Annotated in this window: 18 protein-coding genes; 7 read left to right on the plus strand and 11 right to left on the minus strand. The window is 37.7% G+C overall.

Annotation, left to right across the window (positions count from 1 at the left end):
• Positions 1 to 34 precede the first annotated feature (34 nt).
• Positions 35 to 2,971 (minus strand): DNA polymerase III subunit alpha, encoded by a 2,937-nt coding sequence (locus BM179_RS00530; RefSeq protein WP_092010530.1) that lies wholly within the window; start codon positions 2,969 to 2,971, stop codon positions 35 to 37.
• Positions 2,962 to 4,149: a DNA polymerase IV gene (dinB, locus tag BM179_RS00535; RefSeq protein ID WP_092010533.1), complete on the minus strand. Its 1,188-nt coding sequence runs from the start codon at positions 4,147 to 4,149 to the stop codon at positions 2,962 to 2,964. The genes BM179_RS00530 and dinB overlap by 10 nt, the downstream gene beginning before the upstream one ends.
• 152 nt (positions 4,150 to 4,301) lie before the next feature.
• On the opposite strand from dinB, the gene BM179_RS00540 reads away from it, so the two are divergent.
• Together BM179_RS00540 and BM179_RS00545 are read left to right on the plus strand one after the other, a co-directional pair.
• Entirely contained in the window at positions 4,302 to 5,003 is a 702-nt protein-coding gene (locus tag BM179_RS00540; protein WP_092010536.1) for an XRE family transcriptional regulator, read from the plus strand.
• Positions 5,004 to 5,389: 386 nt separating this feature from the next.
• Positions 5,390 to 5,869 carry a hypothetical protein gene (locus BM179_RS00545; protein ID WP_092010541.1) on the plus strand — a complete coding sequence of 160 codons (480 nt, stop codon included), beginning with the start codon at positions 5,390 to 5,392 and terminating at the stop codon, positions 5,867 to 5,869.
• Positions 5,870 to 6,075: 206 nt separating this feature from the next.
• Here BM179_RS00545 and BM179_RS00550 read toward each other — a convergent pair whose 3' ends face one another.
• From BM179_RS00550 to BM179_RS00580, 7 genes are all read right to left on the minus strand, one after another.
• Positions 6,076 to 6,441 carry a ricin-type beta-trefoil lectin domain protein gene (locus tag BM179_RS00550; RefSeq protein ID WP_092010544.1) on the minus strand — a complete coding sequence of 122 codons (366 nt, stop codon included), beginning with the start codon at positions 6,439 to 6,441 and terminating at the stop codon, positions 6,076 to 6,078.
• Positions 6,442 to 6,708: 267 nt separating this feature from the next.
• Positions 6,709 to 8,226, minus strand: coding sequence for a glycosyltransferase family 39 protein (locus BM179_RS00555; RefSeq protein ID WP_092010547.1), 1,518 nt, complete (start codon positions 8,224 to 8,226; stop codon positions 6,709 to 6,711).
• 157 nt (positions 8,227 to 8,383) lie between these two features.
• Positions 8,384 to 9,004, minus strand: a complete 621-nt coding sequence (locus BM179_RS00560) for a dihydrofolate reductase family protein (protein ID WP_092010550.1) — start codon at positions 9,002 to 9,004, stop codon at positions 8,384 to 8,386.
• A gap of 8 nt (positions 9,005 to 9,012) precedes the next feature.
• Complete coding sequence (locus tag BM179_RS00565) at positions 9,013 to 10,461, minus strand: serine hydrolase domain-containing protein (RefSeq protein ID WP_092011937.1); 1,449 nt, start codon at positions 10,459 to 10,461, stop codon at positions 9,013 to 9,015.
• Positions 10,462 to 10,613: 152 nt separating this feature from the next.
• Complete coding sequence (locus BM179_RS00570; protein WP_092010553.1) at positions 10,614 to 11,018, minus strand: TIGR03067 domain-containing protein; 405 nt, start codon at positions 11,016 to 11,018, stop codon at positions 10,614 to 10,616.
• Positions 11,019 to 11,184: 166 nt separating this feature from the next.
• Complete coding sequence (locus BM179_RS00575; RefSeq protein ID WP_177219264.1) at positions 11,185 to 11,565, minus strand: VOC family protein; 381 nt, start codon at positions 11,563 to 11,565, stop codon at positions 11,185 to 11,187.
• A gap of 92 nt (positions 11,566 to 11,657) precedes the next feature.
• Positions 11,658 to 12,029 (minus strand): VOC family protein, encoded by a 372-nt coding sequence (locus tag BM179_RS00580; RefSeq protein WP_092010559.1) that lies wholly within the window; start codon positions 12,027 to 12,029, stop codon positions 11,658 to 11,660.
• A gap of 450 nt (positions 12,030 to 12,479) precedes the next feature.
• Between BM179_RS00580 and BM179_RS25500 the strand changes: the two genes are divergently transcribed.
• From BM179_RS25500 to BM179_RS00595, 3 genes are all read left to right on the plus strand, one after another.
• Positions 12,480 to 12,617 (plus strand): hypothetical protein, encoded by a 138-nt coding sequence (locus BM179_RS25500; RefSeq protein WP_218159129.1) that lies wholly within the window; start codon positions 12,480 to 12,482, stop codon positions 12,615 to 12,617.
• Entirely contained in the window at positions 12,614 to 13,618 is a 1,005-nt protein-coding gene (locus BM179_RS00590; protein ID WP_092010565.1) for a hypothetical protein, read from the plus strand. Before BM179_RS25500 ends, BM179_RS00590 begins: the two co-directional genes overlap by 4 nt.
• Positions 13,619 to 13,925: 307 nt before the next feature.
• Positions 13,926 to 14,708, plus strand: coding sequence for a hypothetical protein (locus BM179_RS00595; protein ID WP_143095107.1), 783 nt, complete (start codon positions 13,926 to 13,928; stop codon positions 14,706 to 14,708).
• A gap of 373 nt (positions 14,709 to 15,081) precedes the next feature.
• On the opposite strand, the gene BM179_RS00600 is transcribed toward BM179_RS00595, so the two are convergent.
• Positions 15,082 to 16,038 carry a nitrilase family protein gene (locus tag BM179_RS00600; RefSeq protein ID WP_092010570.1) on the minus strand — a complete coding sequence of 319 codons (957 nt, stop codon included), beginning with the start codon at positions 16,036 to 16,038 and terminating at the stop codon, positions 15,082 to 15,084.
• Positions 16,039 to 16,122: 84 nt separating this feature from the next.
• On the minus strand, positions 16,123 to 16,938 hold the full coding sequence (locus BM179_RS00605; RefSeq protein ID WP_092010572.1) for a DUF6597 domain-containing transcriptional factor: 816 nt from the start codon (positions 16,936 to 16,938) through the stop codon (positions 16,123 to 16,125).
• A gap of 584 nt (positions 16,939 to 17,522) precedes the next feature.
• On the opposite strand from BM179_RS00605, the gene BM179_RS00610 reads away from it, so the two are divergent.
• Positions 17,523 to 18,290 (plus strand): S24 family peptidase, encoded by a 768-nt coding sequence (locus BM179_RS00610; RefSeq protein ID WP_092010575.1) that lies wholly within the window; start codon positions 17,523 to 17,525, stop codon positions 18,288 to 18,290.
• A 419-nt stretch (positions 18,291 to 18,709) separates the two neighbouring features.
• Positions 18,710 to 22,888 carry a hybrid sensor histidine kinase/response regulator transcription factor gene (locus BM179_RS00615; RefSeq protein ID WP_092010578.1) on the plus strand — a complete coding sequence of 1,393 codons (4,179 nt, stop codon included), beginning with the start codon at positions 18,710 to 18,712 and terminating at the stop codon, positions 22,886 to 22,888.
• Positions 22,889 to 22,987: the final 99 nt, after the last annotated feature.

Genomic DNA, 22,987 nt, shown 5'->3' on the forward strand with positions numbered 1-22,987 from the left:
ACTGTTTTCGGGAGAAAATACTGCTTAGGTTTTGTTAATCGATTCTGGGATCGGCCCAGATGGCCAGTTTTTCCATCCAGGTTACCTGAATGCCACAATGGCCGAATTCTTCGGTAACCATACCCTTCATGTGGTAGAGTCCCCAGCCTTTAAATGGATACATTTCGCAGGATTTTGGAAAATGGACCGTGTCAAAAAATTCCCCGTATTCATCTGTAAAATAGCCGAAAAACATTTTTTCGCCTTTCCTGGTCCGGGTAGATTTTAACGTGACCAAATAGCCTATGATTTCGATATGCCGTCCTACAGCTCTCTGCAGGTTGTTTGCATGAAATGAAATTTCCGGTTTTTTGTAAATCAGGTTAAATGGATTTTGCATGATAAAACCCAATAACTCCAGTTCGTCATAAGCATCTTCCAGGGGATCATGCAGCAGTTCGGGAAGTTCATAGTGAACTTCCTGGGTTTCAAACAACTCATTTCCTGCCGGAATCAGGTATCTATGATTAACCTTAAGATGTGATTCCCACATCAGTTCTTTCTTGGTGTAACCCAGGTTACGGAAAGCTCCGATTCTGACAAGAATAATCAATTGTTCTAACCCGACAGGAACCCGGCGACAGAAATCATCGAAGGAGTGGAATTTCCTTGTTTTTCTCTGTTCTATAATTTGTTTTGCTACATTTTTCTCCAGTCCTTTCAGGTGAATAAAACCAAGCCAGATCGTAATACCCTGAATACTGGTAAGGTAATTACTCTGATTGATATCAGGCAGTTCTATTCTGGCACCCTGTCTTCTTGCTTCATGTACATAAAATTCTGTTTTATAAAACCCTCCGAAATTATTGATGACTGCCACCATAAACTCCAGAGGGTAATAGGTTTTGAGGAAAAGACTTTGATAACTTTCTACGGCATAACTGGCTGAATGGGCTTTACTGAAAGAATATCCTGCAAAACTTTCGATTTGCCGCCAGACTTCTTTGGCAGTATAATCATCATATCCCAGGGTTTTACAATTTTCAAAATACCGGTCTACGATTTTTTCAAATTCTATCCGGGAACGGTATTTCCCTGACATTGCTCTGCGCAGAATATCCGATTCGGCGAGAGTCAGACCGGAAAAATGATGAGCCACTTTAATGACATCTTCCTGGTATACCATTACGCCATAAGTTTCCTTAAGCAATTCTTCCATTTTAGGATGTATGTATTGCACTTTCTCCGGATGATGATGCCTCAGAATGAAGGCCTGCATCATGCCGGAACTGGCCACTCCAGGGCGGATAATAGAAGATGCCGCTACCAGTGTAAGATAATCATCGCAACCGAGTTTCCAGATGAGCTGTCGCATAGCCGGAGATTCAATGTAAAAACAACCCATCGTTTCATGTCTGCGCATTTGCTCCCTGATATTCGGATCATTTTTAAAATCCTGAATGGCATGGACATCTACTTCAATCTGACGATTTTCCCGAATGATGTCAATCGATTCTTTAATATGCCCGAGGCCTCTCTGCGATAAGATATCAAATTTGGCAAAGCCGATGTCTTCGCACACATACATATCAAATTCACAAACAGGGAAGCCTTTGGGCATTTGCACTAAGGCAGTAAAATGGTTTAGAGGTTTTTCGGAAATGAGGATACCGCCTGCATGAATGCTCAGGTAGTTTGGGAAATCGTCCATTAATTTGCCGTATTTCAACACCAGCTGGGCATATTCGTTACCTGGCTCTGCGCGGAGATTCTGCACTAAACTTTCGATTTCATGCTCAGGAAGCCCGAATACTTTTCCGAGCTCTCTGTAAGCAGAACGGTCTTTAAAGGTTACATGAGTAGCCAGCAGGCAAACGTGTTCCCTGCCAAACTTTTCAAAAATATACTGAATGATTTCATCTCTGTTATCCCATGAAAAATCAATGTCAAAATCAGGAGGTGATGTTCTGCCCGGATTGATAAAGCGCTCAAAATAGAAATCAAGTTCAATCGGATCGACATCTGTGATACCGATACAGTAAGCTACGATAGAATTGGCACCCGAACCTCGTCCTACGTGATAAAATCCCTTTCCTTTGCCGTATTCCACAATATCCCAGGTGATTAAGAAATAGGCACTGTAATTTAGTTCATCAATAATTTTCAGTTCTCTGCTTACACGCTCCAATGCTTCCTGATTATCTTTTCCATAACGTTTCACCAGACCTGTCATGGTAAGCTGTTTTAGCATAAGCAGGTCACTTTCTCTTGAATCCAGGTAGTTCAGGCGGTTTTTGGAAGTAGAGAAATCAAAATCGAAATGGCATTCATTCAGCAGTTTCTCTGTATTTTCAATAATATGCGGATAAGCGGCAAAGGTTTCCCGCAGTTGCTCAGGAGCAAAGAGCATCTCATCATTTCTGGCCTGGGAATACCTTGGCAATTTGCTTAAAAGACAGTTATTATCAATAGCTCTTAATAACCTGTGCAGGTTAAACCCTTGTTTGTCAAGAAAAGTTACAGGTTGTAAAACGACAAAGTCGTCATGATTATATTTATACAATTGTGAAATTTCATGGACCTGAATACCGATAGTCTTACTTTTTTTGTCGGAAGAGGTATGAGCTGGCATTCTTTTCAAAGCTTCCAGCGGATAAATTACATGCACATTTTTAAAATCCGGAGCTGTCAGCGGGAAAGGCTTCTGTGCTTTATGATATTGATTTCTGAAAGAATTAATTTCAGAAAATCCATCCGGATTTTTAGCAAGACATACATACATCATGTCGTCACCATTCCGAAATTCAACCCCGACCACAGGTTCAATATCGTTTTTGCGACATTCTTTCACAAAATCAAATACAGCGGATGTATTATTAATGTCCGTCAGTGCAAGGCGTTTGATCCCCAGCCCTGCTGCAGTTTCAACCAGGGTTTTGATCGGAATGGTTCCGAATCTTAAACTATAGAATGTGTGACAGTTCAGGTACATAATGCTTGGGTGTTGTGAGGTTGTGTAATATGTAATGCTTTCCCGATAAGTTCATTGCCCTTTTTATTTTTGCCGTATTTATTTTTAATGGCATCCACTGCCTGGTATAAGGGAGCAATTTTCGAGCTTTGATCAAAAATGTTCAGTTGTTCAAGGCCTCTGGTTAATTTGCTTAGTCTTATGCCTATCAGTCTGATTAATAATCTTTTATCATATAGTTTTTCAAAGAGATTCAGCACATGCCCGATTAAAACGTGGTCCAGTGTCGTCGGGAGGACATTAATTTGCCGGGTGTGTGTATCGAAATTGCTGTACCTTATTTTTATCGTGATACATCCGGAATTAAAACCACTTTGCCTTAGATCAAAACACAACTCTTCCGTCAGTTTCATCAGTATTCCCCGCAGCAGAACGATATCAGTAGTGTCCCGATCGAAAGTGATTTCCTTGGAACAGGATTTCTGACTCGAATAAGGTACTACAGGAGTGTTATCAATGCCATTTGCCCTTTCCCATAACATTCTGCCATTTTTCCCAAAGGTTCTCTCCAATAATTTCAGAGGCATCCGGCTTAGTGTTCCTATATTGGCAATGCCCATATTCCGCAGGGTTTGGGTAGTGACAGCCCCACATAGCGGAATTTTGGAAATGGAAAGCGGGGATAAAAATCCCTTTACTTCCTGTCCTGACACCTGTAATTTCCCTTCCGGTTTGCACTCATTGGTGGCTATTTTGGAAACGGTTTTACAGGTTGACAGGCCTAAAGCCATAGAGAGACCTGTTTCTTTAATGACTTTATCCCGCAATTCCTGTGCATATTTCCAGGTACCGAAAAACCTTTCCATTCCTGTCATGTCCAGGTAAAATTCATCAATGGAAGACTTTTCTACCAATGGGGTATTTTCTGTAATAATTTCAGTTACGATATCGGAGTATTTAGTATAAGCTTCATAGTCTCCTCTCAGTATAATAGCATCGGGGCAAAGTTGTCTGGCCATACGCATGGGCATTGCCGAACGCACACCGAAATGTCTGGTTTCATAACTACAGGAAGCAACCACTCCGCGGTCAGAAGTGCCTCCTACAATAATGGGTTTGCCAATCAGTTTACTGTTCAACAGCCTTTCAACCGAGACATAAAAACAGTCTAAATCCATATGAGCTATTGCACGTTCCATTATTTTTGAAGTCAATTTTTCATTTTTTGACTACATTTTGTATTTTTACTCTGTGTCAGTGATGATTGATAACACAAAATTAAGTCAAAAGATTTGAATAATGCAAGGATTGTAACACAAAACTCGTTATTTTTGTAAAAAATATTTTAAAAATGAACACAAAACTGGGTTTAAATCTACAAAACTTACGCAAAAGGTATCCGGGAAACCCTTCTCAGGGAGAAATTGCGGAGAAGTTGGGACTTGCTAAATCAACCTATGGTTCTTATGAACAGGGGCGAACAGAGCCTAAAGTCGAAGACATTGTTAAACTGGCTGATTTTTTCGGTGTCAGTACGGATGACCTTCTGACCAAAGACCTGGCAACTTATATAGCACCACCTCCTGCGAAAAAAACGGATAACCTGAGGATTCTGGCTACTACGGTGGATTCAGATGATAATGAGAACATAGAGTTTGTTCCTATTAAAGCAGTAGCAGGGTATACTGATAGCTACCATGATTCGGAATTTATTTCCAAACTGCCTGTCTTTCAGGTACCGTTTTTACCACAGGATAAAAAATACAGGGTTTTTCCTATTCAGGGAGATTCCATGCTTCCGCTACAGGAAGGTTCTCTGGTTTTTGCGGAATATGTAGATGACTGGTATCATATCAGGAATGGCACTATTTGTATTGTTGTTACCAAGGATGAAGGAATTGTTCTTAAAAAAGTATTTAATTACCTCAATGAAAAAAATGTTTTTGTGCTGAAATCGACAAATGAGCGTTATGCGCCTTATCCGGTTTTAGGAGAAGATATTGCAGAAGTATGGAAATTTGTAGGATATTTCCACAAAGACTTCCCGCAATAGAAGACAGGCATAAATCAGATGGTTAAGAAGTAGAGTACATACTACCAGTTATGTGCTCTGCTTCTTTTGTTTTGAAAGATGTATAAAAGATAATAGTTTTTTAATTCAGGTACTTTTGGTATTTCCTGAATCACTGATTAATTTAGATTAGTAGAAAAAAGGCTACGGATTCACCTGAAAATTCCCCGTTTTTTCTCATATTTTACAATAATATATTCCGGCATGCTTTTTTTATAGAGTAAAGATATTCATCTTTCTTTAGCCTTTCAGTCAAATTTCGCCCATAAAAATTTAATGGAAACTGTTTGAATCCAGCCATGCAATCGGCAGGATGTGTTGCTTGTTTATAACTATTTTAAACCTTTAACTCACCATTATACAAAGCCATGAAAATAAATAGCGAAGAAATTCTGAATGACCTGATAAGTGTTTTTAAAATTAATGAATACAGGTTGGAAGGTTACAGAAAGATAATCAAGTCTGCCTATAGTCCCAAACATCTCAGGTATTTTCAACGGAAAATAGATGAAGGAGAAATGATGATTCAGGAGCTTAATCCGATTCTCCATGCATCTATGGAAAATGAACGGGCAGCCGATACCTATGACGATGGGAGAATCGACAGATCTCAGTTTTTTTTCGGTATTGCCAAGGCTTCTGATAATCCTATGACAGTTATCGTTTCCTGCCAGTTCGGAGATGAGTTACTGGTGAAGATATATCAACGAATACTGAGTTTCATGGAACATAAAATGTATTCTTCGATGGCATTAAAAAGTGTTTTGTCCAGACATATTTTACATATAGAAGAAACAGCTGAAGATATTAAGGGGATTATTTCAGAAAAATATATGGTTGGTGTGTAATAAATTACGAAGAGCGGTTTTGGAAAAAGAAGAGAATCGTGATAATTTACAGTAACAGCATTTTAGAAAATATCAGAAATGCCTTGTTTTAAAGACATCTGAAAACGTCAGCATAAATTGATTCTTGACAAACCTCTTTTGTTAAAAATTCAATTTTTTCCGGATTTTCAGGTTCCTTTTAAAACAAGGCATTTTAACTTACAAACTTAGTTTGATCGTTCTACAATGTTCCAGATTTCATTAGGACCAGCTGAGCTTGAAAGTTGTGAAGCATGACTAGTCATAAATTCGTTGTTTGAAACATTCTGCACATAATACTGGTTCCCCGAAATATACAGTAAGCGCCATTTTTGACATGTACCTGTAATAGTATCAACCATCGTTGTGATTTTGCATTGATAATATTGGTTGTTACCAACATTTTTTATGCCGTACGTACCATCGCTTTGCAATTGAAAATTGATAAGACAATTTGGTGAAGAATAACTGCTTTCTAATTGAGTAGCATGATTACATCTGTATTCACCGTTTGAGTTGTTCTGAAGAGAACCATAAGAAGGAACTGTTGACATGACTTTTCAAGTTTAAATGTTAGAGTTTTGTTAGACCCGGGCAAAAGAGGTTTACCCAAGAAATAACATCTTAGTTGTCTGACAATCAATGAATTGAAATTTGATTATCATGTAACAAAACTATCTTATCGTGCAGGAAAAAATATGAGTAAAAGTACCCGTTTAATCATGAGAGACAAAAAGGAGGGGTTTTACACTAAAACATGGCATAAGAAAAAGACTGATTTTCTTCTTATGCCATGTTTACCGGAAGTGATTTTATGATGGTCAGTAATTTTTCTTTTCATTCATTTCATCCCGGATGCGTTTGTTGATATCCACTTTTGCTCCTCTGAGTACATAAATAGATATGACTTGTTCCCTGGCAAATGAATTGACTCTTTTGTCTGCTAAGAACACCTTATCGAATAATGGTATTTCTTCTTTTCTTTCTTTATCCTCATCATCAAGCTCTTTTACCAGAATCACATTGACCATTTTTTTGTCGAAACTAAACCAGTTATTATAGTCTGCATCGAAAGAAGAGGCTCGTATGGCCTTGTTTTTTGAATAGAAATTTATGGCCCCCGTTTGCCCGTAATTGTCACAAAGAATCAGGTCTGTATCCGGTGAGGCCAGTGTGATTTTATCTACTTTTTCTGCCAGTTCTTTCCAGCCAAGCATATCGGCAAAATCCTGAGGCAGCTGATGGTCTTTGCCATCTTCCCAACGAAGTAATCCCAGTTTTTGGTAAGCTGCCGGATGTTTTATGATATATTCAGGGCTTTTATTGGGAAAAATGACAGAATACATAGGAATAAAAAACAGAACAGGAATAGCTATGCTAACAGGCCTGAGATATTTTCTCCAACCGGTTTTCAGAAGATTCTCAAGGAAAACTGCACCGAATGAGATGTAAACAGGATACAGCCCTATGGCATAATATCCTTTGGCCTTTAAATAAACAAAAATCAGAAGGGTGAAAATTATTGACCAGAAAAAGAGTTTATACGGCTTAAACGGAGCATAAAATAACAAAGCGTAGAAGGCCGTCAGTATGACAAACAAAGAGCCGATAAAAAAGAGTAACTGTTCTTTTAAAAACAGCCATCTGTTTACGTTAACTAACTGAAGTTCTGATAGCTGTTTTAAATGGTGAAAAACCGGAAAGTTATTGTTGTATTGCCACAAAAGGTTAGGTGAAATGAGCAATAATCCCAAAAGAATTGCCATATAAACCTTCTTTTGAATGAGAATGCGGCGTTGTTCGGTTATTAAAACAGCAGGGAAAAGGCCGAGCAGCAGAAAAATTATATTATACTTATTCAGGAAACCAAGCGCGAATATAATGGCGGCGAGGAAAAGCCATTTGGGTTTTTCCGTATTAATGAATTTAATAAGAAGGAAATAAAAGGTTGTCCAGCTTAAAACATCCAGTGAATTGGGCTGATATAATAAGTTTAACCTTAAAAGAACTGAAAAGAGGATACAGGTTGCTCCTAAAATCAATGCAAACAAACTCCCCTTTAATTCTTCTGTCACTTTCCAGACCACCACTATGGTTAATGCTCCGAATAAAGCCGGAAAAAACTTTACCCAGAATACCGTATTTCCCAGCAAATAGATGATATAAGAGATCAGGGAAGTAAGGGGAGGGACAGATAAGTAACCCCATGCCAGGTGATGACCCTGATCAAGATGTAAAAATTCGTCCCTTTGTAATTCATATTCCGGACTTATTAAAGAATATTGTAACAGAAACTTAGCAATAATAAAACCAATTAAAATAATCGTTTTTTTTGTCATTGGAGGTTATTGGAATTACAGTTAAAGGTCTGAGATTTCGGGTAGGAAAAAAATCAGGCTGAATTTAATACGGAAGCCTGATTGCTGAACAAAATATTTTACTACTCCGGAAAAGCTCTGGATCAGAGGTTGATATGATTTTTTAACGGTAATCGTTTTATTTTGCCCTGAGTCTGTATGTGAGATGTGTTGTTAGTCTTGAATGAATAACTTCATCGATTTCTATGTCGTATTTATCCTTATCAATATTGTCAAACAGACGAATACCGCTTCCGATAAGAACAGGTGCCTGGTGAATGGTAAATTCGTCAACAAGGCCGGCTTTGAGAAATTGCTGTATTATATCTGCGCCACCCTGAATTCTTATATCTTTCCCATTGGCGGATTTTTTTGCTTTTTCTAAAGCACTTTCAATACCATCATTTATGAAATAAAAAGTAGTTGTTCCTTTTTGAATCCATGGCTCTCTTTTTTCGTGAGTCAGGACATATACGTCAGCTTTGTATAAGTCTTCCGGCCAGTGAACTTCGCCCTCTTCAAACATTCTTTTCCCCATGATGTATGAGCCGGTTCTTGCAAAAACATCATCAATAAGTTTACCGTCTGCGCCGTCTTCTACTCCGCCATCCGCGCCATGATGTCTGAAAAAGGCTTTTTGCACAAACATCCAGTTGTGAATGCTTGTGCCGTTATTGCCAAGGGGATTGTGTGGTCCCCGATTGTCACCAGCCATAAAACCGTCCAGTGAAATACCGCTGTCAAAAAAGATTTTGCTCATGTTGTGTGCTATTTTAGAATTTGTGCTAAAACTTTCTTTCCGTTTTCATTTTGAGGATTTAGCTCAATTGATTTTTTATACATTTTAACAGCTTCTTCTTTCTGGTTATTTTTCAAAAGAACTTCACCATAGCTGTCATACACATTCCAGCTTTCAGGGTACAAACTGGCATTTAGTTTAAAAAGCTCCTGAGCCTCTTTATATTTTCCTTTACTCATGATCCGGTAAGCCCAGTCGTTCAGCTCATTTTCATCCGGTTGAAAACCCGGATTTTTTTTCTTTTCTGCATTGACAAGCTCAATGGCTTTTTCATATCCTTGTTTCTGCAAATTGATACGTAAAAAAGTAATCGGATCAGCCGCCGCAATTTCAGGATTATAGCAGCCTGCAATTTCTTCAATGAAATCTTCCGGCGTTCCTCCTCCCAGATTAGTTAAAACAACAACCGCTAAATCATCATCAGGATAAACGAGGAAAGCTGAACGTCCTCCGCCAGTCATCCCTATGGCCTTGTGTCTGGGACGGAATTTTGCTACTCCCCAGCCCAAAGCCCATTGTGTAGGCTTGCCATTATTATACGAACCTGCGGTCCACATGGTGTTGAGTGCAGCTTTTGTTTTTAAAAGTTTACCATCCTGCAAAGCGATAACCCAGTTCGCCATGTCTTCAGCAGTACAGTTTATCCCTGCAGCAGCTCTTCGGAAAGGTGGAAACTCTGCATAATTATTAATCAGTTTTTCTTCATTCAATTTTTGGCCGTCAAGGTTTTTTCTGTAAAAATAGGTTGGGGCAAAATGCGGAATAACATCGCGCGAATCTCCGAAAAGGGTATGAGGCATGCCGACAACTTTAAATTGCCGTTCGGTAAAAAACTCAGTAAAAGGCATTCCGCTTAATTTGTCGATAACCATACCCAACAGGCAGTAATTTGTCTGGTTATAACTAAACTGTTCCCCTGTCTTGAAATCCATAGGCAATGTCTTGGTTTTCTCCCATGCCTTTGCTTCACTTCCCAATGCCCCAAGTCCATAGGTTGTATTGTCAAAAACCTTAAGAATATCCGGTAAACCTGAAATATGAGTAAGCAATTGTTTGATGGTAACGGGCTGCCAGCTGACAGGAAGATCATCTATATATCGGGAAACGGGAGCTGATAACTCAATTTTTCCTTCCTCAACCAATTGCATGATAGCAACCCCTGTGAATACTTTTGTGCAGGAATTGATTGAAAAAATACTTTTATTGCTTACCGGAACAGAATCCTGAATGTTGGCAATGCCGTATGATTTATTCAGGATGATTTTTCCATGTTGGACAATCGCAATTTGTAATCCTGGAATACGTCGTTCTTTCATTTCCCGTTGAACGATGGCATCTACTTCGGAAACCTTATTCTGGGCAAAGAGATTTGATCCACTAATGAAAAATAACAGAAGAATCTTAAGTTTTAAGGTCATTATAGAAATTGTTCTGGGTTGCTGAGGTTTGAGCTGATTACAGTGTCGGGACATTTGATATAGTGATTTATGGTTTGGAGGAATAATTAAATGCTGTCAGATTTCTTATATTCAATGACAATAGTCTTATGTTGGGTTTTAATGGTATTGCTTTACTGTGATTTTTTGAATACTGAAAGGAAAAACAGAGATTTAGCCTTTGTTTCAAATGCTTCGGGATAACTACCGCCTGATAAGTTGTAACAGACTGTCAGGACGTTGTTTTCATACTTGTAGATGGCTGTGAAATGTTTGCCTGCATTGACTCCTTCTTTACCATAAATGTCCATTTTACCGCTGTTATAAACTACTTCGCCTTTATCGACAGACTCTGCGATAACGGTATATTGATTGTCATTGATGATGAGTTTCTGTTTTTCAAAGACAACAGCGGGTAACTGTTTTCCGGAAAACTCCTGTTTAAGGGGTATCCATGTGCCGTTTAGTTTGCGCAGGTTCTTTGTGCCGGCACAACCAAGACTCAGGATTAACAGGGAAAAGAATGCTATTGACCGCATAGTATTTTTATTTTAAAATGGGAAATAGTGTTTATTAATAGAGATGATTTAAACCAGGCAATTACAGGTAGTATTTCACCGTGCTCCGTGGCTCACGGACCACTTAAGATTGTATCATGTTCCGGATTCTTTGTTTTGTAAAATACTTAAATATGTTACTCCTTTCTTAAACTTTTTGCTGACTGCTGATATCCTGTCCAAACACTAATTCATAACCATTATTATCGAGTATAGAGAAATCTCTCATCCAATATGCTCTGTCAGCAATATCCGACTTTATGATGGCCTTATCTTTTACTTTCTCCCAAAGCTCATCAACATTATCAGAGAAGATATAAATGCTGCCGGTTAGTTTTGGTTTCGGGAAAAAAGCTTCCTGATTATTGAGAGGATTTTCGCAATCTTCGGGTTCAGGCGTTGGCTCAATAATCATTATTTCTACATGATCTCTTGACAATGATGCAAAATTCGGGAAATTGTTGCAACAGGTGAACCCTAAAATGCTTTCATAAAACAGAATGGTTTCCTGTAAGTTTTTTGTCCACAAAATGGGACTGAGCTTTTGTAGTACCATATTACAGAGAAATGCTGTCTGAAATAAAACAGAATAAGTAATAAAGGAAGTTGATCTTCAGGAGGTTAGACGTGCTGATCGATAAAAACAGCGTTTCCGTCCGGATCATACATAATAAAACTGGCAGGACCTGAAGTACTCTCGTCGGCTTCACTTTCGATTTTAATACCTCTGCTTTTAAGCTGTCTCTGAATTTCCCTCACATCATCAAATTGTTCAACAAGAGCAGCATTTTCGTCCCAACCCGGGTTGAATGTTAGGATGTTATTTTCAAACATTCCCTGAAACAGCCCGATTAAAGCATTCCCGTTTTTCATAATGAGATAATTCTTTTCCAGACTGCCTGCAAAAGCAGTAAAGCCTAAATTTTCATAAAACAGCTTTGAAGCGTTAATGTCCCTGACACTAAGGCTCAGCGAGAAAGCTCCTAATTTCATATGTTCTGTATATTGATTTACATAAATATACAAAGCTTTCTGATGTAAAGAGAATACCTGGTGATATTTATTAATAGGCTTTATTTCAGTGATTTATATGTGGGGTAGCTGGCAGATTGAAGGTGTTGATTGTACTCTCACCGTGGTTCGTGGCTCACGGCCCAACCCACCCTTTCCTTGCTCTTCCTGATTTACCGTGTCACAGACAAATTATTCATTTGTAATCTGTAGAGCACTGCGGAACTCTACGGACAGGATGGTAATGCAGTAACATTACCTGATGGCACAAAATTAAATCGCTATTTTGAATTTAAATCATATAAAAGTGTACCACCTTCGAACTTTGCAGATCAGTTTATCAATGATTTAAATAATGGAGATATTGCCAATCTGAATCAACTCAAATGGTACTTTGATGCCGCCAAAAATCCCCCTAATTTCGAATCTAATATGAAAGCAGCTATTGATGCGTTGGATTTGACCGATGATTTAGCGAAGAAATTTATTCCTAATAAGCTTGATGCAACAGGTAATGATTTAAAATTATTTTTGAAACAAAATTTTAACGAAATTTTTTTACTAAAATGAAATTAGTTGAACTACAATATGGAATTGAAACTCTATGGTCTTTTAAAAATGACTTTATTGTTAAGAAAGGGAAAATATATTCAAATTCTAAGAAAGAATCTATCAATTTTGAGTCATATAAACGTGTTTTTTATTCTAATCAATACATTTTTGCTACGATTAACTCAGACATAGAAGTCTATAATTTGAATTTTGAAAAAGTATCTACTTTCAAAGCCGATTTTCCTGTAGGAATCACTATTCTTGAAGATATTTCAAACTATGTAATAAGATGCGGCAAGAACGAAGAAAAATATTTATTCTATTGCGAAAATTTATTTGCCAAAGAGGAAGAAAATATAGCTGGCAACTTACTAAACTGTAAATATAGATTACATTTTACGGACCCTTTTTCTCCTCCTAAATATTTTCGCTGCAGTGATTTATTAGATGAGCAAACTTACTGGGAATATGATTGTGGAGAGGGGATAGAGACTACCAACCTATGGACAGTGAGAGGAGAGTATTTAGTCTTTTGTACACACAAAAGTGACTTTTTTGCAGGTAAACTTGTAAAAATAAACTTACAAACTGGCGATATCAAATGGGAAGTAGATATTCCTAATACTTTTTTGTTATACAATGAAGAACAAGGGCTGTTAACCTCCTTTTGGGCTAGCAATGTGAATGGAAAAAATTATCTAATCATTGATATTGATAAAGAACAAATAAGTATCGGAGAACCAATAACAATGAATAACTTAGAAAATGTAAACACCTTTGGGCAATCTCAGTATTTGTATGGTAGTAAACTATACTTTACAGATAATGTACATTCCTATGGAGATGAATTACGACCAATAAAATTTGGATGTTTCAACATTGAGAGTAAGCAGGTTGAATTTTTGCAGGAGTTACCCCAGGCAGCAGGGGGGCAATTTGCTCAGGTTATTTATCATACCAGTAAGTTGTATTTAAGAACATCTGCCAATGAGTTATTTGTTTTTGAGGATGATCTGTAGTATGCTAAACCATGCACTGTGATACACAGAGCATAAGTCTAAGGAAGTGATCCGTGTGCCACTAGCCACGGTGAAAGCTGTCATTAAACATCAAAAGCCAATATCCAAATCGTTATGGTAAACTAAATGTTGATAACTCTTCAAACCCATATTATAATCTCAACAAGCAACAGTTTATAAATAAAATTAAAACTGATTTACTCGATCAAGCAGGAGGAATAAACAAAAATAATTTAATAAACTCTATCTCTGAGCTACATGTAGAAAATGTACAAGGTAGGTTTGTAATAAAAAATACTGAATGGTAATGAAACAATTCAATATTAAAGTTGGAAGCCCATCAAATTATTGGTCTGATTTTGAAGGTGAGTTATGCGTTTATGGTTTTCTTAAATGGCAAAATTCTGATTCTATTCGCTTATTATCAGACAAGATAACTTCATTCACTTGGGATTATATTAACCTATCTCAGAAATATGGGATTGCCATACCTGTAAAGACTTTTCAAAGTATGTATCATTTTGAAACTGAGTATTTTCATTACAAGAGTAAGTTTGAAGATGAGAGACAGCATAATCCTTTGTTTTTTATACAAATACTGAATGATAATTGGCTATTCCCGAGTGTCTTGTTTGTAAGCAGTACAGAACAACCAAAGAAGATTATTTGTATAGAACCACTTTTAGAATTGGAAGAGGCTAAAGGGAAAAGAATTTTTCATTCTAGTTCAATGCCTTTAAAAGTGGAATTAGATATAGGGACAAAAGCAATTCAGTTATCTTATTATTTAGACAATGACATATTCAATTCATGGATTGATAATAAGAAGACAAAGCGAGACCCAGAAATTGGCGGTAAGAATTGTTGGGTAGATAACTCAGAATTAGCCTACTTAAACACGCCACGTTTAAATAGCTTTCTTAGAGATTTAAAAAAGTTATGCTTTGAGTATGGAGCAACAGAATTTGAGTTTGAGGATTTAGGTTTAAATGATTTTTGCGAAGATGGCGTAATGTTTAAAGGTGAGGTAGTTTATTATGAAGATATTGTAGATATGCTTCCCCCTGAACATAGAATTGTAAGTTTATAGCCGCTAATTCTACGGTTCAGGCTAAAGTAGGAGTTGTTAGTATTGCGGGATGAGAGAACATAGCTTCCAAATCCTGTCCATAGCCTTTTTGACTACGAATAATCAATGGAAAGAGAGTCTGTGACACGGAAAGTACACATTAGTTTCATTTTATCATTTTTTTCTCAGTCCTTACTCTTCCTGATTTACCGTGTCACAGACAAATTATTCATTTGTAATCTAATCCATGCTCTGTGGCTCACAGAGCATAAGTTAAATAGGTTCGTGGTACACGGACCACGAACCACGGTCAACCGGGCATAAATATCATAAAAATATTAAAAAAATGTTCTGTAAACTATAGAACACGGTGATGAATATGAGGATTGTACTGTTACTCCACGCTATTCCCCAACCATACTACTTTTTGTTCTGAGATATTTTCTTTTCCGATGATATCCCGGTATAACTCTGGTTTTCTGGCTTTTTTATATCTTGTTCCCCCGGCTTTTTCAATTTTATCCGGTGTTATCAGAGCAATGGCAATGTCATTATCTAATTGCCTGCATTCTGCAATAATATCCCCAAAAGGATCAAGAATCATTGAACATCCGTTTTTAAGCTGATCGTCATCCATTCCGATAGCATTTGAAAATACTGCATAAATGGCATTGTCATAAGCTCTGGCAGGCAGCCATTTCATCAGCCAGCTTCTGCCTTTTAAACCGTTAAATTCTTCCCTTAATGAAGTAGGATCTTTTTCCCGGTTTTTCCATAATTCCGGATCTACAAAACCTGCTCCCGGACGGGTAGAAGGTGTGCACATAGTTACGTGAGGCATAAAAATAATATCTGCCCCCAGCAGGTTCGTGGCCCTTACATTTTCAATAATATTGTTATCATAACAGATCAGAATACCGCATTTCCACCCGAACAGATCGAAAACGACATATTTATCTCCGGGCTTCAGGTTAGGATTAATGAATGGATGAATTTTACGATAGCGGGCTACCAGTCCATTCTTGTCTACGCAGACATAGGCTTTATAAAGGTTGTCCTCCGCATCTTTCTCAAATAAGCCTGCCAGGATAACAATATTATGCTGCTCAGCTATTTCAATCAGCCGTTTAATGCTGGGACCGTCAGGAATCGGCTCTGCCAGTTCCACCATTTCTGCATTGGAAAGGTGGCGGGCAAAAGTATAACCGGTAATTGAGCATTCATGAAAGGCAATAACATGTGCACCCTGGTTCGCTGCCTTTTCTGCAAGCTGCTCAATTACTTTCAGATTATAGGTTTTATCATTGCTTTTATGCTCAAACTGAGCCGTGGCGATTTTAATATGCTCCATAATGATGTTTGTGGGGATTATTTCAACACAAATCTAAAAGAGTGGCTAATGGAGAAATTGTACAAAACCGACAGAGATGAAACCTTAATCAGGTAATTGCATGAAATTAATAGCCAGTAAACGGGTTTGAGACAGATACTGACGGGGTGTAAGTCCGGCATTTTTCCGAAACTCCCTGATAGTGTGCGCCTGATCATAAAATCCGGCCTCATATCCTTTTTGTGTTAAGTTATCTTCATCTGCAACCCCAGCCTGAAGTAATTTAAGAAAGGCCTGTAACCTGACGATTCCTGAAAAATGTTTGGGAGAGATTCCGATATGTTCATTAAATTTCCTTTCAAGCTGTCTTTCACCGACCTGAAGTTTTTCACAGAGCATTTCTATGGAGGCAAGTCCTTTGTGAAAAGTGATAACCTGACTGGCATTTTGTACAATTTCTACAGATTTTAACCCTTTTTTAACCCTCTTTATCAGAAAATTCTCAATATGTTGTATCCTTTGAAAGTGGTCTGGAGCAGTTAAAACCTGTTCTTCAAGCTGTAAGGCCTCGGCACCGATCAGTTCTTTCAGCGGGATAACAGAATTTCTTAATTCTCCGGCTGAAATACCGGAAAGAGCATAAACGCCATAAGGTTGAAAAACGACAATCAGCATGCCGACCTTACCGTTGGAAAAAGTATTCTGAAAATGGCTGATCTGGCCGTAAACAAAACTTTCAGGCTGTTTGAATGAAGTAGCATCTCTCTCTGAAATTTGCCAGAAAGGTATCCCGAAATGAAAAACCATTCCTGTATTTCCATCCGAAAACAAGCGATAATTTACCTGTCCGCCGGAATCATTTTCCAGAATCAGGTAATGCCTGATAATATTTGCAAGAATGGGAGCGGGGGCAATCTGCATATGATGAAGCTATGCGTTTAGCAATTCACGGTCAGACAAAAATAAGCAAAACGCTATAATTTGATAAAGGAAACACCATGAATTTATTTCCGGAGAAAGAAAATAACGTGGAACCTGAATGCATTCGAAGCAGGGCACTGGTATGCCTTCGGGCGAAGCAAACAAGCCCACGTTAGGAACGTGAGCTATTTGCCTACTTCTCCCACCCTAAAAATTACCAGTTTTCGCTTCGAGAGGACAGTAGGAAGCTATTAAAATCTATGTCAGAATAAATTTATTCGAATCTTAAAACAGTTTAAAAGTGAAAAAACAAAAGCAATTTAAACGGAAAACAAACTAAAGAAAAAAGGTAGCTCTGTTTTCTTATCATACATCATCTAAACAATCCAAAAGATTGTATTTTGAAAAGGAGGAATGATAAAAAAAGAGTATTTATAGACAGTATCACCATATTGTGGCGATACTACGTGGTGTGTGTGTTGTTTTTTGAAATTGATTATATTATTTTGGGGCGTCAATGATGATACAAATGTGTAGATAAATTTCTATATATCCAAATAATAAATAATTTATTTTCTATAAAAATGAATTCAGTCATAGAAAGAATAGGACATTTTCTTGAGGTTCGAAATTACCCTCCGACGAGATTAGAGGCTGAATTGGGACTTTCCAACGGATCATTATCAAAATCAATAAAAACCAGGAAAAATATTGGTTCTGAATCACTAGCGAAAATAGTCAATAAATTTGAAGAATTAAATCCGCAATGGATTCTGACCGGAAAAGGAGAAATGCTTTTTCAGAAAGAAGTTATTGCAGAGAAACCGGAAAAGACAGAGGAACAAATCATCCCGATTGCATATGAGGGAAAGATTAAATATTTTACAAAAAGTGAATTCAATCAGCTGAACGTCAGAATACCCATTATCGACTCAGTAAGCGAAGCCGGAGCTCCTCAGTTTTTAGAGAAAATAAAAGAAACAGACGATTTACCGGCCTTTACTTTCCCCGCCGGAATGTTCAGTAACAAGATAAAATACCTGGCTTTACAGGTTTATGGAGATGGAATGACGCCGGGTATTCAAAATGGTGACTGCCTGATAATCAGAGAGATTGACAGGTCAAGTATCAGGGCAGGCCACGTTTATGTTATCGTTACAGATGATGTCCTGGCTGTGAAAAGAGTGAAGCCTTTCAAAGAAGAACAAAAATTACTTTGTATTTCTGATAATGCTTATTACGATTCCTATGAAGAACTTTATGATAATGTCATCAAAACTTTTGCCGTAGAATGTAAGATTTCCTATAGCTTCAGTCTGATAGAAAAGTTAGATAAGAAAAGAGATTTTTAGAGAAGAGAAGAAAGACTGTAAAATGAAAGCTCCGGCTTTGCTCCGGGAAGTTTTTTAAAAGGAGCTGCATTCTGATATTCCGTAAAAGTTAAATATTCTGATTGATAAGTTTATTATTAATATGTGTTAGCTTACCCGCTTCATTATACCACCTCTATCCAATCCGGAAACATCTTTTTCTCCGGAAACCCACTGACGTTGTTTTACTGAAAATTTTCTATTTGGAATAACTATATTCCGGATTTTAAACAAATAAAAATCCTTTTCGCAAGAACCATTTATTAAATAATATTACTCCTAATACGTATTTACCGGAAATATCTGTAAGATTTTAAACTTTTCGTTTTAAGTAAAGTTAAACGCTCATGCCCGTCCTCCGATTGTACCGGATTAATAGGGAATTATCTATATATTTAGGGATGAAAATATTTCTAATATCATTATTTCTCTTTTCATTCAATACTTTGGCTCAGTTTTCAGAAAGCCATAGGGTGTTACATTATAATTTAAATGAAGGACTTTCTTTCGGCATTGTAAACGGTATCGTTCAGGATGACAATGGGTTTATGTGGTTCGCTACAGGGGATGGGCTGAATCGTTTCGACGGTATTAATTTTAAAGTATTTAAATTTGATTCAGACAATCCGTTCAGTATCCCCGGCAATTATATTCAGATGATTTTCAAAGATGCTGAAGGTTTGATATGGGTTACTTCCAGAAAGGGCCTGGTAAAATTTGATACTAAAACGGAGCGTTTTATTACTTACCGGCTGAATGGTAAAGTCCAACCCAATAATGATGTCAGCAGTATTTCGGAAGGGAAAAACGGCAATTTATGGGTTTCGTCCTCCTCCGAAGGCTTTTTCAGATATCATAAAAAAACAAATACCAGCATTAATTACAGACAATCAACACTCAGAGGTTTATCAAGCAATACCATTCTGACCACCTATGAGGATTCTCATGGACTCCTGTGGGTAGGCACGCACAGTGAAGGGTTAAATGTATTTAGTCTGAAAAACGGGAAACTGACTGTTAAGAAACCTGTTAATTCAGATAAAATTGCTTCGGGCAGAATAAACAGCATTTGCGAAGATCATCTTCATAATATCTGGATTGCGACTTCGAACGGCCTTGTTTTTTACCAAAGAACAGAAGATAAATTTTACATAATCCGGGCTTCGGCTTCTCATCTGAAAAGTAATGTCTTTCTTTCTTTGCTGGAAGATAAAAATAAGCAGTTATTAGTTGGTTTTCAGGACGGAGGACTTTACAGGCTTGATATAAGCAAACAGGAAATCCGTCCGGAAATGCTCTCTTTTCAGGAAGTAAAAGGAAACAATGCCCATGCCTTTACGAAAAGATCAGTGCAGGCATTGTATGCCGATAAGGATAAAAATATTTGGGTCGGTACGTACGGAGAAGGTATTTATATGATTGATAATAACCGGGAACGTTTTTTCAAATTTGAGCAGAAAATAACCGAGAATAATTCAGAAAGCTATCAGCGATATTACGGAATGACAGTAGATCATAATGGCTTTTTATGGCTTGGAACGGATGGTGATGGTATTTATAAAACAACAATCAACGGAGAAACGCAAAAACATTATAAAGCGGATGGCAGAAAAGGAAGTCTGACCGACAATGCCATTATTTCGGCATTCAGGGATAGTCAGGAAAACCTGTGGTTCGGGTCATACTCAGGAGGTTTATTCCTTTATGATAAAAAATCAGATTCTTTTATCAATTTCAGGCATGATGCCAAAGACAGAAACAGCCTTGCCGCCAATGATGTAAGAGTAATATATGAAGATGCTGCCAAAAACCTGTGGATTGGCACAAACGGTGGAGGTTTAAGCTTATTCCACCCATCTTCCCGCAGTTTTACCAACTATAATCCGGTCAATAAAAATTTCCCTTCCAATGATGTCAGATCTATTGTCAGCGGGAAAAATAACGATTTATGGATAGGAACCTATGGAAAAGGTTTATATCAGTTTATGCCTGACAGAACCTATTTACAGTATCAGGCTAAAAGCGGAGATACACAGGACTTGTCGGGAGAGGTAATTTTTGCGCTGCATTTCGATGACAAAGACCGCCTTTGGATCGGTACGCAGGAAAACGGGCTGATTTTATATGATACCCGGCAGCAGATGTCAAGAAAATTCAGCGAAAAAAATGGATTGGCAAATAATACCATTCTTGCAATAAAAGAAGAAAGCCCGGATAAAGTTTGGTTTAGTACGAATAAAGGTATTTCTAAAATTGACCTGGCAACCAATAAAATTTATAATTTTGATCAGGGAGACGGGCTTCAGAACGGGCAGTTTAATGGTGGCTCAGCTATTTATAACAAAGAGTCGGGATATATGTGTTTCGGAGGAACGGAAGGCTGGAATATTTTTTATCCCGGACAGATAAAACTGCTGAATTACAAGCCGAAAATATTGATAACCGGATTGCAGTTGTTTGGAAAAGCCCTTATTTCCGGAGAAAATGAGGAGAAAGACCATATTCTTACAGAGCAATTGAATGGAACCCAACAAATGGTTTTACAACCCAGTCAATCGGTATTCTCAATTCAGTATGGTGCCATTAATTACTCTTATCCGGATGAAAATCAGTTTGCCTATAAACTGGAAGGTCTTGATAACGACTGGAATTATGTAAACAAGCAGAAGTCTGCTACTTATCGTTACCTCGATCCGGGAGACTATGTTTTTAAAGTTAAAGCTGCCAATCAGGATAATATCTGGTTCGAGGATTATGCCAGCATCAAAATCACGATTCTGCCTCCCTGGTATAAAACATGGTGGGCCTATATTATTTATTTTACGCTGATCGGAGTATTGATTTACTATTATCAGCTTTACAAAAACAAGCAGACCCGGCTTACCTATCAGATTCAGATTGCAAAAATTGAGGCTGAAAAGGAGAAAGAACTCAATGAGAAAAAACTCTCATTTTTCACCCATATTTCACACGAGTTTCGTACACCTCTGACTTTAATAATCAATCCTGTAAAAGAACTACTTTATATTGATTCAAAGGATAAAGATACGAGCAACTTAAATATCGTTTACCGCAATGCCCGCCGTCTGCTAAGTCTGGTGGATCAATTGCTCCTTTTCAGAAAAGCAGATACTGAAGGGGATGCTTTAAAAGTAGTCAAACTCAACCTGAAAAGCCTTTGTGAAGAAGTATTCTTATGTTTTACCTATCAGGCCAGAGACAAGCATATACAATATAACTTCATTTGTGAGAAAGAGAAAGTTGAGGTTTACGGAGACCGGGAAAAACTGGAAATTGCCTTATTTAACCTGGTTTCGAATGCCTTGAAATTTACACCTGAATATGGAATCGTCAATTTTACGATAGAAGAAGCTGAAAATAATGTAATTATTAAGGTGGAAGACAGTGGTGTAGGTATCGCCCCTGAAACCGGGGAGAAGTTATTTACCATGTTTTATCAGGTGAAAAATACCAATGCGCCTTCAAAAGGTGGTTTTGGCATCGGATTATACCTTTCAAAAACCTTTATCAATAACCATAAGGGAGAAATCAGTTATGAAAGTGAAGCAGGAAAAGGTACAGTTTTTACCATTAAATTACTGAAAGGCTATGAACACCTCAACCCGGAAATAATCCTGAATGATGAGGAAGTAAATTCTGTAATATTGGAAGAACTGCTGGAAGATCATGAGGAGCCGCTTATTCCGGAAGAAACTGTCTCTTCAGAAGAAGAGGGAGGAGAATTGATGGAAGAACTTTATGCTGACACCAGAACAATGGTCATTATTGACGATAATCCTCAGATCAGGCAATACCTCAGACAGATATTTAAACCTGATTTCAAACTCCTGGAAGCTGACAACGGGGAAGAGGGTTTAAAGTTAGTGGAAGAGTATTTGCCGGATATTGTCATCAGTGATGTAATGATGCAGGGTATAAGCGGTATAGAGGTTTGTAACAGAATTAAACAAAACAGTAGTTTAAACCATATTCCTGTGATTTTGCTTACAGCCAGTACTTCTCCTGAGATTAAGCTGAAAGGCATCGAAGGAGGAGCTGATGACTATATCAGCAAGCCCTTCGAAAAAGAAATTCTGATGGCAAGAGTGACAGGAATACTGAAAAACAGAAACGACCTGCAAAAGTATTTCTATAATGAAATTACGCTTCAGTCTAATACCCTGAGGATTTCTCCCGAGTTCAAGGAGTTTTTAAACCGCTGTATTGAAATCGTAGAAAAATACCTGACCGACTCAGAGTTTGGAGTAGGGGTACTTGCTACTGAAATAGGCATGAGTCCATCAGGTTTATACAATAAAATCAAATCAATCTCCGGACAGTCGCCAAATAGTTTCATCCGCTTTATCAGGCTTAAAAAAGCAGCGGAAATCCTTATTACTACGGACAGTACCGTTGCTGAAACTGCCTATCAGGTGGGTATCAATGATCCGAAGTATTTCAGGGAGCAATTCTTTAAACTCTTTGGGATGAACCCTTCGGCTTATGTAAAGAAATACAGGAAATCTTTCCACAATAACCTTCAGATCAATAAAGACCTTTTCAATAAGAAATCGGAATAGCTTTATTATAAAAATTTAAAGAAAAAGGCCTGAACAGCATCTGTTCAGGCCTTTTTCTTTAAATACCCCCTTTTTTATAAGGATTTTACCCCCTATGCT

This window comes from Pseudarcicella hirudinis (assembly GCF_900115665.1).
In the GTDB taxonomy this organism is placed as follows: domain Bacteria; phylum Bacteroidota; class Bacteroidia; order Cytophagales; family Spirosomataceae; genus Pseudarcicella; species Pseudarcicella hirudinis.